Origin of the sequence: Helicobacter pylori, from assembly GCF_014496965.1 — a bacterium.
Lineage (GTDB): Bacteria > Campylobacterota > Campylobacteria > Campylobacterales > Helicobacteraceae > Helicobacter > Helicobacter pylori_CZ.
In genome coordinates, this window is record NZ_JACTCR010000021.1 from 17994 (window position 1) to 32709 (window position 14716).

Annotated in this window: 13 protein-coding genes, 1 tRNA gene and 1 pseudogene; 10 read left to right on the top strand and 5 right to left on the bottom strand. The window is 39.2% G+C overall.

Annotated elements, in window-relative coordinates:
- Positions 1-2: 2 nt before the first annotated feature.
- From H7O61_RS07185 to hcpE, 6 genes are all read left to right on the top strand, one after another.
- Complete coding sequence (locus H7O61_RS07185; protein ID WP_187875563.1) at positions 3-926, top strand: polyprenyl synthetase family protein; 924 nt, start codon at positions 3-5, stop codon at positions 924-926.
- Positions 926-2269 (top strand): glutamyl-tRNA reductase, encoded by a 1344-nt coding sequence (hemA, locus tag H7O61_RS07190; RefSeq protein WP_187875564.1) that lies wholly within the window; start codon positions 926-928, stop codon positions 2267-2269. The genes H7O61_RS07185 and hemA overlap by 1 nt, the downstream gene beginning before the upstream one ends.
- Positions 2270-2272: 3 nt before the next feature.
- The gene (gene proS, locus H7O61_RS07195; RefSeq protein ID WP_187875565.1) at positions 2273-4006 is read left to right on the top strand and encodes a proline--tRNA ligase; all 1734 of its coding nucleotides are present in this window, start codon (positions 2273-2275) and stop codon (positions 4004-4006) included.
- Between the two features lie 10 nt (positions 4007-4016).
- Positions 4017-4937 (top strand): hydroxymethylbilane synthase, encoded by a 921-nt coding sequence (gene hemC / locus H7O61_RS07200; protein ID WP_187875566.1) that lies wholly within the window; start codon positions 4017-4019, stop codon positions 4935-4937.
- Positions 4937-5302 (top strand): c-type cytochrome, encoded by a 366-nt coding sequence (locus H7O61_RS07205; RefSeq protein WP_187875567.1) that lies wholly within the window; start codon positions 4937-4939, stop codon positions 5300-5302. The genes hemC and H7O61_RS07205 overlap by 1 nt, the downstream gene beginning before the upstream one ends.
- A 94-nt stretch (positions 5303-5396) precedes the next feature.
- Complete coding sequence (gene hcpE, locus H7O61_RS07210) at positions 5397-6458, top strand: Sel1-like repeat protein HcpE (protein WP_187875568.1); 1062 nt, start codon at positions 5397-5399, stop codon at positions 6456-6458.
- Positions 6459-7234: 776 nt separating this feature from the next.
- Here the strand turns inward: hcpE and H7O61_RS07215 are convergent.
- Genes H7O61_RS07215 through dsbK form a run of 4 tightly spaced genes read right to left on the bottom strand, consistent with a single transcriptional unit; the run spans position 7235 to position 10427 of the window.
- Complete coding sequence (locus H7O61_RS07215) at positions 7235-7765, bottom strand: hypothetical protein (protein ID WP_187875569.1); 531 nt, start codon at positions 7763-7765, stop codon at positions 7235-7237.
- Positions 7765-8937: a glutathionylspermidine synthase family protein gene (locus H7O61_RS07220; protein ID WP_187875570.1), complete on the bottom strand. Its 1173-nt coding sequence runs from the start codon at positions 8935-8937 to the stop codon at positions 7765-7767. Before H7O61_RS07220 ends, H7O61_RS07215 begins: the two co-directional genes overlap by 1 nt.
- A gap of 23 nt (positions 8938-8960) precedes the next feature.
- Positions 8961-9614, bottom strand: coding sequence for a UPF0323 family lipoprotein (locus H7O61_RS07225; protein WP_187875571.1), 654 nt, complete (start codon positions 9612-9614; stop codon positions 8961-8963).
- Positions 9615-9629: 15 nt separating this feature from the next.
- Positions 9630-10427, bottom strand: coding sequence for a protein disulfide-isomerase DsbK (gene dsbK, locus H7O61_RS07230; RefSeq protein ID WP_000603193.1), 798 nt, complete (start codon positions 10425-10427; stop codon positions 9630-9632).
- Between the two features lie 117 nt (positions 10428-10544).
- Between dsbK and kdsB the strand changes: the two genes are divergently transcribed.
- The 3 genes from kdsB (at position 10545) to H7O61_RS07245 (ending at position 13126) form a co-directional block, all read left to right on the top strand.
- The gene (gene kdsB, locus H7O61_RS07235) at positions 10545-11270 is read left to right on the top strand and encodes a 3-deoxy-manno-octulosonate cytidylyltransferase (RefSeq protein ID WP_187875572.1); all 726 of its coding nucleotides are present in this window, start codon (positions 10545-10547) and stop codon (positions 11268-11270) included.
- 222 nt (positions 11271-11492) lie between these two features.
- On the top strand, positions 11493-12917 hold the full coding sequence (gene hopA, locus H7O61_RS07240) for a porin HopA (protein WP_187875573.1): 1425 nt from the start codon (positions 11493-11495) through the stop codon (positions 12915-12917).
- A 134-nt stretch (positions 12918-13051) separates the two neighbouring features.
- Positions 13052-13126 (top strand) — tRNA-Asn (locus H7O61_RS07245).
- 34 nt (positions 13127-13160) lie between these two features.
- Here H7O61_RS07245 and H7O61_RS07250 read toward each other — a convergent pair.
- Positions 13161-14318 (bottom strand): SulP family inorganic anion transporter, encoded by a 1158-nt coding sequence (locus H7O61_RS07250; RefSeq protein WP_187875574.1) that lies wholly within the window; start codon positions 14316-14318, stop codon positions 13161-13163.
- On the opposite strand from H7O61_RS07250, the pseudogene H7O61_RS07920 reads away from it, so the two are divergent.
- A pseudogene (locus tag H7O61_RS07920) lies at positions 14317-14523 on the top strand (hypothetical protein). The gene H7O61_RS07250 and the pseudogene H7O61_RS07920 sit on opposite strands and share 2 nt — an antisense overlap.
- Positions 14524-14716 lie beyond the last annotated feature (193 nt).

The following is a 14716-nucleotide window of genomic DNA, read 5'->3' on the forward strand; positions in this document are numbered from 1 at the left end:
GCATGCAAGAAAAACAACTTCAAGCCATTCAAAACAAAATCGTTTCTTGGATCAAAGAAATTGAAAGCGGCTTTATAGATGCATTGTTTTCTAAGATTGGCCCTTCAAAGATGCTGCGTTCCAAACTCATGCTCGCTTTATTAGACGAAAAAACAGACGCTATTTTATTGGATAAAGCCTTCAATTTGTGCGCGATTGTGGAAATGATACAGACCGCTTCTTTGTTGCATGATGATGTGATTGACAAGGCGACCATGCGCCGAAAGCTCCCTAGCATTAACGCTCTTTTTGGGAATTTTAACGCCGTGATGCTTGGAGATGTGTTTTATTCTAAAGCCTTTTTTGAACTATCCAAAATGGGTGAAGTAATCGCTCAAATCCTCTCTAATGCGGTTTTAAGGCTCTCTAGGGGTGAGATTGAAGACGTGTTTGTGGGGGAAAGTTTCAATAGCGACAAACAAAAATACTGGCGTATTTTAGAAGACAAGACCGCCCATTTCATGGAAGCGAGCCTAAAAAGCATGGCGATTCTTTTAAATAAAGACGCCAAAATGTATGCGGATTTTGGATTAAATTTTGGCATGGCGTTTCAAATCATTGATGATTTATTAGACATCACTCAAGACGCCAACACTCTAGGTAAGCCCAATTTTAGCGATTTTAAAGAGGGCAAGACCACTCTACCCTACTTGCTTTTATATGAAAAATTGAATCAGCGCGATCAAGGGCTTTTAATTTCCTATTTCAAACAAGATAATCATGAAATCATAGAATGGACTAAGGAAAAATTCAAGCAATATGCTATCATAGAAGAAACCCTTAAGATCGCTCAAGTTTATTCTAACAAAGCCCTTGAAGCCATTAAAGGGGAAAACAATTTGATTTTAGAAAAACTAGCGCAAGATGTCATTTACAGGACTTTTTAATGGAGTTAGAAACCGCAAAATATTTCACCCTAGCCTTTACGCATAAAAGCATGAGCTTAGAAATGCGAGAAAAACTCGCTATCAATTCGAACGCAACGCTTAAAGAATTTTTACAAACCATTAAAACCCACTGCCCTAACATCAAAGAGTGCATGGTGTTATCCACATGCAATCGCTTTGAAATCTATGCGAGCCTAAAGCACGGCGCTAATACTAATGAACAAAAAAACGCGTTATTAAAAATCCTGGCTCAAAATAAAAAAATGAGCGTGTCTAATTTAGAAAAATGCGTTTTAATCAATACTGATGAAAGCGCAGTCCATCATGTCTTTAGCGTGTGCAGCAGTTTGGATAGCCTAGTGGTGGGAGAAACTCAAATCACAGGGCAGATGAAAAACGCCTATAAATTCGCTTTTGAAGAGAAATTTTGCTCCAAAGATTTAACCCGATTGCTCCATTTTGCTTTCAAATGCACCGCTAAAGTGCGCAATTTAACCGGCATTTCCAAGCAAGGGGTTTCTATCTCTTCAGTGGCGGTCAAAGAAGCGCTTAATATTTTTGAAAAAGAAAGGATTAAGGATAAAAAAGCCCTTGTGATAGGGCTTGGCGAGATGGCTCAATTAGTCATCAAACACCTTTTAAACAAGCAATTTGAAGCGCTTATCTTAGGGCGTAATGAGGCTAAATTTGAAGATTTTATTAAAGAATTAGAAGAGCCTAAAAAAGTGAGCTTTCAAAATATAGAAAAATTAAACGCTTATATCAATGAATACCAACTGCTTTTTTGCGCCACTTCTTCGCCGCATTTTATCGTGCAAAATGACATGTTAAAAGAAACGATTTTCAGGCGTTTTTGGTTTGATTTGAGCGTGCCACGGAATATTGAAAAGCCGGTGTTGGATAATATTTTCTTATACAGCGTGGATGATTTAGAGCCTATGGTTAGAGAAAATGTGGAAAACAGGCAAGAGAGCAGAACGAAAGCTTATGAGATTGTAGGGCTTGCCACAATGGAGTTTTACCAATGGATCCAAAGTTTAGAAGTAGAGCCTGTGATTAAGGATTTAAGGGAATTGGCTAGGATTTCAGCCCAGAAGGAATTGCAAAAAGCGCTTAAAAAACGCTATGTGCCTAAAGAATACGAAAGCAACATTGAAAAGATCTTGCACAACGCTTTCAATACCTTTTTGCACCACCCTACCATCGCCTTAAAAAAGAACGCTCAAAAAGAAGAATCCGATGTGCTTGTGGGCGCGATTAAAAACCTGTTTAATTTAGACAAATCTAGCACCAATCATGCCCAGAATTTGAATCTCTATAAATGCGAATATTACGAGGAATAATGCATGCTATTTTCAAAACTCTTTGCCCCCACTCTCAAAGAACCCCCTAAAGATGCCGTGTTAAAAAGCCATAAACACTTAGCTCAAGCAGGATACATTTATCAAGTAGGCAGCGGGATTTATAATTTTTTGCCTTTAGCTAAAAAAGTGCTAGACAAGATAGAAAACATCACGCACAAACGCATGCAAGAGCATGGGGCGCAAAATATTTTAATGAGTTTTGTGGTTTTGGCGAGTTTGTGGGAAAAATCAGGCCGTCTGGATAAATACGGCAAGGAATTATTGGTTTTTAAAGACCGAAAAGACAATGATTTTGTTTTAAGCCCCACTTTAGAAGAAAATATCACCGAAATTGCCGCTAATTTCATCAAAAGCTACAAGCAATTACCCGTGCATCTCTATCAAATCCACACGAAATTCCGTGATGAAATCCGCCCACGATTCGGGTTGGTGAGAGCGAGGGAATTTATCATGAAAGATGGTTATAGCTTTCATGAAGACGCTGAAAGCTTGGATAAGGAATTTTTAAACACGCAAAACGCTTATAAAGAGATTTTAAGCGACTTGGGTTTGGATTTTCGCATTGTGGAAGCGGATAGCGGGGCGATTGGAGGGAGTAAAAGCAGGGAATTTGTCGTTTTAACAGAATGCGGGGAAGACACGATCGTGGTGTGTCAAAATTGCGATTACGCCGCCAATATTGAAATCGCTAAACGCTCTAAAAGGCCTGAGCCTTTAAATGTCCCAAAAGCGCAATTAGCGAAATTCCCCACCCCTAATACCACTAGCGCTCAAAGCGTGGCGGAGTTTTTTAAAACAGAGCCTTATTTTGTCTTAAAAGCGCTTGTTAGAAAAGTGATCCATAAAGATAAAGAAACCCTAGCGTGTTTTTTTGTTAGGGGCGATGACAATTTAGAAGAGACTAAAGCCCTGAACGCCTTGAACATTATAGGAGCGAACGCTTTAGAATTAAGAGAAGCCAATGAAGAAGATTTAAATAAAGCAGGGTTAATAGCGGGCTTTATAGGGCCTTATGGCTTGAAAAAGCATGTTTCTTATATCATTTTTGATGAAGATTTAAAAGAGGGCGATTGCTTGATCGTTGGGGCTAATGAAAAGGATTTTCATGCGGTGGGCGTGGATTTAAAAGGGTTTGAAAATCTTGTTTATGCGGATATTGTCCAGGTTAAAGAAAGCGATTGTTGCCCTAATTGTCAAGGAGCGTTGGAATACCATAAGAGTTTGGAAGTGGGGCATATTTTCAAACTCGGGCAAGGCTATGCTAAAAGCTTGAAGGCGAGTTTCTTGGATAAGAATGGCAAGGAGCAATTTTTTGAAATGGGGTGCTATGGGATAGGCATTAGCCGATTGCTCAGTGCGATTTTAGAGCAAAAAAGCGATGATCTAGGCTGTGTGTGGACGAAAAATACGGCTCCTTTTGATGTGGTGATCGTGGTTTCTAACTTGAAAGATGAAGCGCAAAAAAAACTCGCTTTTGAAGTGTATGAAAGGCTGCTCCAAAAGGGCGTTGATGCACTGCTAGATGACAGAGACGCGCGTTTTGGGGCGAAGATGAGGGATTTTGAATTGATTGGGGAACGATTGGCGCTCATTATTGGGAAGCAAACTTTAGAGAATAAAGAATTTGAATGCATCAAACGCGCTAATTTGGAAAAACAAACGCTTAAAGACATTGAATTAGAAGAAAAAATTTTAGAAATATTAGCGAGCGAATAAGGGGGAGTGAGTGGGAAAATTAGTGATTGGCTCTAGGGGGAGCGAATTAGCCTTATGGCAAGCGAATCACATTAAAGAACGCCTGAAAAAAGAATGCTCTATGGAAAGTGAGATTCAAATCGTTAAGACTAAGGGCGATAAAATCTTAGACACCCCTTTAAATAAGATCGGTGGTAAGGGGCTATTCACTAAGGAATTAGAAGAATTGCTTTTAAAAGGCGCAATTGATTTGGCGGTGCATTCTTTAAAAGATGTGCCGGTCGTGTTTGAAAAGGGGTTAGACTTGGCATGCATCACTAAAAGGGCTGATGTGAGGGACACTTTTTTGAGCGTGAAATTCCCTGATTTGATGAGCTTGCCTAAAGGAGCCAAGGTTGGCACGACTTCTTTAAGGCGCTCCATGCAACTCAAACTGAAACGCCAGGATTTAGACACAGAAAGTTTAAGGGGGAATGTCCAAACCCGTTTGAAAAAGCTTGAATGCGGTGAATTTGACGCTATCATTTTAGCTGAAGCCGGGTTGTGCCGCCTAGAAATTCAAGGGGCGAAATACCGCAAGGCTTTTAGCGTAGAAGAAATGATTCCTAGCATGGGTCAGGGGGCTTTAGGGGTAGAAATGCTCAAAAACCACAAGCATTTTATTACGCTTCAAAAACTCAACGATGAGAAAAGCGCGTTTTGTTGCCATTTAGAAAGGGAGTTTATCAAAGGGCTTAATGGAGGGTGTCAGATCCCTATTGGCGTGCATGCGAGTTTAATGGGCGATAGGGTTAAAATCCAGGCGGTTTTGGGCTTGCCTAATGGGAAAGAAGTCATCACTAAAGAAAAGCAAGGGGATAAGACTAGGGCTTTTGATTTAGTGCAAGAGCTTTTAGAAGAATTTTTGCAAAGCGGGGCGAAAGAAATTTTAGAAAAGGCGCAGTTGTTTTAATGCGTTTGTTTATTGCGCTAGTTATCAGTTTATTGAATTTAGGCGCTAAAGAAGCGGATTTCATCTCTGATTTGGAATACGGGATGGCTCTTTATAAAAACCCTAGGGGTGTTGCGTGCGCGAAATGCCATGGCATCAAGGGTGAAAAACAAGAAATCACTTTTTATTATGAAAAAGGCGAAAAAAAAATCCTCTACGCCCCTAAAATCAACCATTTAGATTTTAAAACCTTTAAAGACGCTCTGAGTTTAGGCAAAGGCATGATGCCTAAATACAACCTCAATTTAGAAGAAATCCAAGCGATTTACCTTTACATCACCTCTTTAGCGCATAAAGAAGAGCGTAAGGAACCTTTCAAGCCTTAATCAAAGCGCTTGATTTATGTTAAAATGGAGTGTTGCATTTTTTGTTTTGATTGAAAAAGGGTTCTAAAAATCAGAATTTATAAAGAAGGTAAGAATGAAAATTTTAAAAATATTAGTTTGTGGGTTATTTTTTTGGTGCCTGAATGCCCATTTATGGGGGAAAAAAGACAATAGCTTTTTAGGGGTTGCTGAAAGGGCCTATAAAAGCGGGAATTATTCTAAAGCTGCATCTTATTTTAAAAAAGCATGCAACGATGGGGTGAGTGAAGGTTGCACGCAATTAGGAATCATTTATGAAAACGGGCAAGGCACTAAAATAGATTATAAAAAAGCCCTAGAATATTACCAAAGTGCATGCCAGGGTGATGATAGGGAAGGGTGTTTTGGTTTAGGGGGGCTTTATAATGAGGGGTTAGGCACGACTCAAAATTATCAAGAGGCCATTGACGCTTATGCTAAGGCGTGCGTTTTAAAACACCCTGAGAGTTGCTACAATTTAGGCATTATTTATGATAGAAAAATCAAAGGCAATGCCGCTCAAGCGGTTACTTACTATCAAAAAAGCTGTAATTTTGATATGGCTAAGGGGTGTTATGTTTTGGGCGTGGCTTATGAAAAAGGCTTTTTAGAAGTCAAACAGAGCAACCATAAAGCCGTGATTTATTATTTGAAAGCGTGCCGATTGGATGATGGGCAGGCTTGCCGCGCGTTAGGGAGTTTGTTTGAAAATGGCGATGCAGGGCTTGATGAAGATTTTGAAGTGGCGTTTGATTATTTGCAAAAAGCTTGTGCTTTAAACAATTCTGGTGGTTGCGCGAGTTTAGGCTCTATGTATATGTTAGGCAGGTATGTCAAAAAAGACCCCGAAAAAGCTTTCAACTATTTCAAACAAGCATGCGATATGGGGAGCGCGGTGAGTTGCTCTAGGATGGGCTTTATGTATTCCCAAGGGGACGCTGTTCCAAAAGACTTGAGGAAAGCCCTTGATAATTATGAAAGGGGTTGCGATATGGGCGATGAAGTGGGTTGCTTCGCTCTAGCGGGCATGTATTACAACATGAAAGATAAAGAAAACGCCATAATGATTTATGACAAGGGCTGTAAGCTGGGCATGAAACAAGCATGCGAAAACCTCACTAAACTTAGGGGGTATTGAAAATCTTAATCAATCCCCCTAATCATCATTTGTCGTTTAACTCAAAACTTTTCAAAGATTTGGCTCTGTTTTAAGAGCTAAAGCAGAAATCCCCCCTATTAATTTTTCAATCTTTAGTGTTTTTAGGGCTTTGTCTATTTTCAAAAAGAAAACTTTTTGAATGTTTTTGCGGTTGTTTGGTTGTGTTTGTTAGCGTGTTTTTATAATGTAAATTTTTGTTAGGTTAGCTTGAAGTGGGTTTTAGGTTTAAAAGTCCTATAAAATAAAAACGTTTTAGCGTGTTTTTGCGCTATGGATAGATATGCGTTTGGTTGTGTTTTTCAATGGCTTTAATTTATGGCTTTGTGTGGTTGTTATTATAAGCACGCTACAAACACGAATCACACGATAACAGAGCGATATTGCACACGCTATAAAAAGACTTGACAAAAATAACGAGAAATAGTTAAATTTCAAGCGTTCTTTTAAAAATTGTTGTTAGGTGAGACAGATAAAAACGCTTTCAATTTAAAGATAGAGTTTTAGGGGTTTTTTGTGTTGGTTTAGTTATTCTTTATTTTTTTAAAAAATGGGATTTTTAAAACTCATAAGGGGGTATTTTGCGCTTTAACGCCCTCTTCAAACCCAAAACTAAATTCTCCTAACCCCCTAAGAGTGCGTTATGAGAAATTATCACTCGCTTTTCGCAAGCTTTTTTATTTTGATGGCAAAAGCACTCAAAGGTCTTTCTTAGATTTTATAACCAATATCCAAAACAAAGCTGATATTTTAAAACCCTACAAAGACCAATAGATCGCTCCAAAGAAAACGATACTCCCTATCAAAACGCTTACAAACATGCGTTTAGTGTTTTTAAAAGCCACCATTAAAAACGCGCTCAAATAAAACAACAATAAAAACACGCAAAAAATCCCCAAAAGCACTTGAAACACGATGCCCACCTTAGCCTTATGCAGCATGATGATTGCACCTAAAAAGCCCCTTTCAATGGTCTTGATTTTCGTTTGATCGCCTTTAGTTTCAAGGTTGATTTCATACAAAGGCGTGCCAATGATTAACGCTCCCCTATGCTCTCTAGGCTCTATCTTTTTAGGCATAGCGATATGGTTTTTTTTTAAGAAGTCTTTTAAAAAATCCAATCGTTCTTCTTTTTTTAAAGATTTTTCTAAAACCCACTCTTTGATATTAGCGCCAGTGTCTTGGCGCACTTTAAAGAGCAATGCAAGCCCGCTAACCACAAAAAGAAGCGCCAAAGGGAAGAAAAAAGTGGTCGCATAGATGTGAAAATAACGCATCATTGCAGTCATTATTGCAACCTATGGCTCACGAATTTAGAAAAATTATCCAAGATCAACCCCCCTTTTCTAAACCCTAACGCGCAAGATTCATAAGCAAAAAACACGTTAGGCTGGTAATACAACCCGTTATGCGAATTGAGCTCGTAAAATTCTTGATAAATAGGTTTGTGGTTAGAATAAACGCCGTCCGTCTTTAAAAGCGATTGCATGGAAGCTTCAAAGATTTCACTATTCGCCCCTTCCCTGCCAAAAGCCACTTTTTTGATTTGCTTTTTATGGGCTAAAGGCTCATAGCTCGTTTCTAACAATAAGGGGTGTTTGGGGTATCTGTCCCATAAAAGCTTTAAAAAACGCTTGGATTGGAAAAGGATCGTATAAGCCGGATTTAAAAAAATCGTGTTTTTGTTTTCCATCATGCCTTGCATCAAAAGGGCTAATTCTGGCTCATCAATAGCGATGTTTTCCCATGGGATCAGTTTGAATAAAAATTCATGATTCAAGCCGTTTTTAAACACGCCCTCTTCTACATTAAATTCCACCTCATCAATGTAAGAAAAATCCGTTTCAAACCCCACGCTTTGAGCGACATCTTGCAAAAAACGCATGGTGCGCTCTTCTTCAATATTCCCCCTAACGCTTGAAAAAAGGATTTTCCACCCCTCATACATTTCCTCAAAACGGCTCGTGTCTTCGCCTAAAGTTACCATGCGTTTAAAATTCTCGCCAAGCGCTTCATAAAGGTTATTGAATTGCTTGTTTTCATCATAGCCATTCGCTTTGAGTAACGCCCATTGAATTACCGCAGTTTCATAGAGCATGGTGGGGGTATCAGCGTTAAATTCTAGTAATTTAATAGGCTTGCCATCAAGCCCCCCGGCTAAATCAAAACGCCCGTAAATATGCCAATGCACTTCTTCTTCAAAACTCTGTTTGATCATAGGAATGAGCGCATTAGGAATATCCAATTCAAAAAAGCGATCGTTGTTAATGGCCTCTTCCGCCGTCTCTACAAACATGTCATAAAGCTCATTACAAGCGTCATAATAAGCGTCCGCTTCTTTTTGAGAAACAACCACCATTTCATCAGCGATATAAGATGACATGTCGTCATTAGTGTGCCAATCTAAGCCGATTTCTTCTAAGGTCTTATTGTCTAAAGGTTTTAAAGGAATCACTTGCATTTTTTAGCCTTAAAATAGATTAGTTATGAGTTAAAGCCCCTTGTCCCAGAGCTTACCGCAGGCGAACTAGTAGGCCTACTAGAGCCAAAAAACCCGCTCTGTCCCTTACTCGCTCCGCCCATGCTTGAAGCGTTAGGTGCACTTTTAGAAAAGGAATTTTGAGAGCGTTGGTAAGCTTGTGGGGATTTGTAGGTCCGTTGGGCGTTTTGCTGATAATTAGGGTTATTGAAAAGCTTATTGCCAATATAACTCCCTAAAATCGCCCCCGCCGCGCTCCCTAAAATCGCACTCCCCAAGCCAAAGCCTGAGCTTTCATTACTCCCTCCACCTCCGTTATTAGGCTGGATAAGCTTGCTCGTGCCGTTATCAATTTTGGCTTCTTCTTCTTTGATGAGCTTTTGAATCTCTTCATTGCTTAACACGCGTTCATTGCCTTGCAAATCGCGCACTATAATGTGGGTTCTTGAGCTGGGGTATTCTTCAACAACCTTGTAAGATTTATCCTTTTGCTCTTCTAAAATCACAAACGCACCTTTTTGAACGCTTTGACTCAGAGAGCTTTGTTCTTTTGGTTTGTCATCGGCATTGCTCTTACACCCCACAATGCTTACCATCACTAACGCGCTCAAACCACCCACGATCGCATAATCAGAAATCTTTCTGTAGGGTTTTTTCATGAGAGTAGCCTTATATCATGCCTTATAATGGTATAAGAAAGGCACACCCTTAATCACGCCAGATTCAAAAATCTTTTTAGTGGTATTTTCCACTTTAGTGCGTAAATCTTCAGGCTCTTTTTGAGCGTTAATATCGTATTGGGTGGAATAAATCTTTTCAAGGATAGAGATTTTATCTTCCACGCTCGCTCCCCTAGCCCTAGCTTTCGCCATTTCTTCTTGGATCAAAGCCGCTTTTTTAGCCGAATTGACCCCAAGCCACCCCACTACAACCATTCTCACAGTGTTTTCTTTCAAGTGATCCCTGAGTTTAGTGAGCTCTTTTTGGCAATGCGGGCACATGGGATCAGAAACAATATAAAGGATTTTATCCTTATTTTCAGCGTTAGTAGAGGGCAACTCTATCGCATAATCAGCCGGTATTTCATTAAAAATAGCGTTCAATTTCGCGCTATTTTGCTGGGTGGCATTAAGGGCTTGGACTTTTTGATTGGTTTCTGCAACTAATTGCACATCATCGCTTTTATTGCTAAAAAAGATATTGCTAAGCCCTATGATTAAATTACCATCCTTACTCACTACAAGCGGAATATTGTATTTAGTGTCCGGATCTTCAATAACGACTATTTTTAAATCCTGGCTGGATTTTAAAGGCTTGATTTCTAAAATACGCACCTTTTTATTGGTTTGTTTTTCAATCACGCTCACTAAATTATCCTGCATCCGTTTGTCATTAGCTGAAACTGAATGTTTAGGGGCTGCCCCTAAGCCTACAAGAAGTAACGCGCTCAACACACTCGCTCTTAATATCATTAAAACTCCTAAAGTTCAATAGCCTAAATCCTTACAACATAAAGAAATAAGCGTTTCAAATGGGTATAATACCATAAAAATCCCCTATTTTCACATAAGGCTTAAAAAGGTTTAAAGATGATTATCATTCCTGCTAGATTAAAATCCAGTCGTTTTGAAAACAAGGTGCTAGAAGATATTTTTGGCTTGCCTATGGTAGTCCGTTGCGCTAAAAATGCGAATCTAGTAGATGAATGCGTAGTCGCTTGCGATGATGAAAGCATCATGAAAGCGTGCCAAAAATTCCGCATTAAAGCGGTGCTAACCTCCAAACACCATAATAGCGGCACGGAACGCTGTTTGGAAGCGGCTCAAATTTTAGGGTTAAAAAACGATGAAAGGGTTTTAAACTTGCAAGGCGATGAGCCTTTTTTAGAAAAAGAAGTCATTTTAGCGTTACTAGAAGCCACCCAAAACGCCCCTTTCATGGCGACTTGCGCCAAAATCATTGATGAAGAACAAGCCAAAAACCCTAATTTAGTCAAGGTGGTTTTAGATCATCAAAATAACGCCTTGTATTTTTCGCGCTCCCTTATCCCCTTTTTACGAGACGCTGGTATGAAACGCCAAACCCCCCTTTTAGGGCATATCGGTATTTATGGCTTCCACAATAAAGAAATATTAGAAGAATTGTGCGCTTTAAAACCTTGCGTTTTAGAGGAATTAGAAAAATTAGAGCAATTAAGGGCTTTGTATTATCAAAAAAAGATTGCAGTAAAAATCGTTCAAAGCCAAAGCGTGGGCATTGACACCAAAGAAGATTTGCAAAACGCTTTGAAAATTTTTAGCCCCAATCTCCTTTGAGCGCTAAAATTCACTCAAAGCATTTTCACCATCAAAAACCTCTTTTTAAATCTAAAAAAAAAAGCAAAATTTCTTAATTTTTGCTCAATTTTATTAAAGATTCAATAAATTTATGGCATAATTTAAACGCATTGTAAATGAAGTTTCAATTTGATACGATTTTACAAATAAAACATTACTTTAAGGAACATTTTATGAAAAAAAACGATTTTACTTTCTCTTATGGCGTCATCGCTCCTTGCTGAAGATGACGGCGTTTTTATGAGCGTGGGCTATCAAATCGGCGAAGCCGCTCAAATGGTGAAAAACACCGGCGAAATCCAAAAAGTCTCCAACGCTTACGAAAATTTAAACAATCTTTTAACCCGCTATAACGAGCTCAAACAAACGGCCTCTAACACCGATTCAAGCACCGCTCAAGCGATTGACAATCTAAAAGAGAGTGCTAGCAGATTAAAAACGACCCCTAATAGCGCCAATCAAGCCGTGTCTTCAGCACTCAGCTCTGCGGTAGCCATGTGGCAAGTGATAGCCTCTAATTTAGCCAATAATTCGCTACCCACTAATAAATATAACGAAATCAATACGATTTCTCAATCGCTCCAAAATACCCTAGAGAATAAAAACAATAATCTCACCATTGAAAATGACTATGACCATCTTTTAACTCAAGCTAGCACCATTATTAGCACCCTTCAAAGCCAATGCCCTAGGATAGATGGGGGCAATGGCAAACCATGGGGCATTAATGCAAGCGGGAACGCATGCAATATTTTTGGCAACACATTCAACGCCATCACTAGCATGATTGATAGCGCTAAAAAAGCCGCCGAGCAATCCCGAAGAACTGACCCAGAAAATCCAAACCAACCAAACGCATTTACCAACGCTGATTTCAATAAAAACCTTAATCAAGTCTCAAGCGTTATCAATGACACTATCTCTTATCTCAAAGGGGATAATTTAGAAACCATCTATAACACCCTTCAAAAAACGCCCAATTCTAAAGGGTTTCAAAGTTTGGTGAGCCGGTCTAGCTATAGTTATTCTCTCAACGAAACCCAATATTCTCAATTCCAAACCACCACCAAAGAGTTTGGCCATAACCCCTTTAGAAGCGTGGGATTGATCAACTCTCAAAGCAATAACGGGGCGATGAATGGCGTGGGCGTGCAGCTAGGCTATAAGCAATTCTTTGGGAAAAATAAATTTTTTGGGATCCGGTATTATGGCTTTTTTGATTACAACTATGCGTATATCAAATCCAACTTTTTTAACTCCGCTTCTAATGTTTTCACTTATGGTGCGGGCAGTGATCTTTTATTGAACTTCATCAATGGCGGATCCGATCGAAACCGCAAAGTCTCTTTTGGCATTTTTGGAGGCATCGCTCTAGCGGGAACGACATGGCTTAATAACCAATCTGCGAATTTAAAAATCACCAATAGCGCCTACAGCGCTAAGATCAACAACACCAATTTCCAATTCTTATTCAACACCGGTTTAAGGCTTCAAGGAATCCATCATGGCATTGAATTAGGCGTGAAAATCCCCACGATCAACACCAATTACTATTCTTTCATGGGCGCTAAATTAGCCTACCGCAGGCTTTATAGCTTGTACCTCAATTATGTTTTGGCTTATTGATATGGAATCGGTTCTCATTGACTAAATTAATGAGGACAAAGCCAACTTTTTGGCTCTCAAATGAATAATGGCATCATTTTACTTGACTTTTTACAAAAAACACACTAAAATTTCTTTTCATTTTTGAGCGAAATTCCAGATTAGCTCAGCGGTAGAGTAGGCGGCTGTTAACCGCTTGGTCGTAGGTTCGAATCCTACATCTGGAGCCATATCTCTAACTACCCAACTTTTTAAAATAAAACTTCACGCAATCCCTTTAGATTTGATCCATAATGCATTGACTAACACCCCCACCACAACCCCTATCGCTAAATTATGCGTGTATAAAACCACCGCCACGACTAAAAGCATGTTCAGCGTGTCATAGAGCTTGATTTTTTTAATGTTCATAATGGATTGGAAATTAAAAGTGGTGAAAGAAATCATCACCATTACCGCTACAACCGCTACAATGGGGATCTTAACCACGTATTCATTAAACACTAATATTAGCACCATTAAAGAAAAGCCGGCAAAAAAAGTAGAAAGCCTTGTTTTGGCCCCGGATTTTGCGTTAATGATAGACTGCCCCACTAAAGCGCACCCTGTCATTCCCCCTAAAAGCCCTGAGATGATATTCCCCAAGCCTTGCGCTTTAGTTTCTTTATTTTTATCGCTCACGCCGTCTTTTAAAATAACATCTAAAGTTTTAGCGGTCAATAAGCTTTCTATCGTGCCAACTAGCGCTAAAGAAAGAGCGTAAGGCAACAATTCTATAACGATTTTAAAATCCAAATTTTTGGGGATAATGATGAAATGAAAGCCTGAAACCCCTTGCTCAATGCTCCCCAAATTCGGTGCATGCATATCAAAAATTAAAGCGATTGCGCTCACTGCAAGAATACAAATCAAATTAGAGGGGATTTTTTTAGTGATTAGAGGAAAAAGATAAATGATGAGTATCCCAACAACGAGCAAGACAAACACCCCTAAATTTTGGTTTTGAAGGAATTTGAATTGCTCTGTTAAAAGCAAAATGCCTAGCGCGTTCACAAAGCCATACATCACCGACTGGGGGATAAATCTCAAAAGATTCCCTATTTTCAAATAGCCTAAAAGAATCTGCAACATTCCTGCCATAAGGGTCGCCACGCCCGCGTATTCAAGCCCATAGTTTTTAACCACGCCCACTAAAATGAGCGCCACTGAGCCGGCCGCTGCGCTAATCATCGCCTTTCTAGCCCCAAAAAGAGACAAAATAAAAGCCATATAAAAGGTCGTATAAAACGCCACGCCCACATCTAAACCCACCATGATCGCAAAACCGGCCGTCTCTGGGATCACAGAAAGCCCCACCACAAAACCAGACAACAAATCTTTTTGAATGTTGCTCAACCATTCTTTTTGTATCTTTTCAAACATGCCACTCTTTTCAACTCAAATCGCTTTCATTATAACCAAAGGTTTAAAAACCAATTTCAAATAACCCCCTAAAAGCGCTTTTAATAAAACTCTCGCTCGCCTAAAATCAAGCTCTATGATATTTTATTGTAAAAAATACTTAAAATTGTTTTTTTTTTTTTTTCAAAATATAAATTTTAAGTTAAGAATAAGCATTTTATGGTAAAATGGCGAAATTTCATAAACATGACTATCATGGGAATGTGAAACCAAGAAAATCTAATAAAAGGAGAAAACATGAAAATCAAAAAATCTCTCTTACTCTCTCTTTCTCTCATGCTCTCATTATCAAGGGCTGAAGACGATGGATTTTACATGAGCGTGGGCTATCAGATCGGTGAAGCGGTTCAACAAGTGAA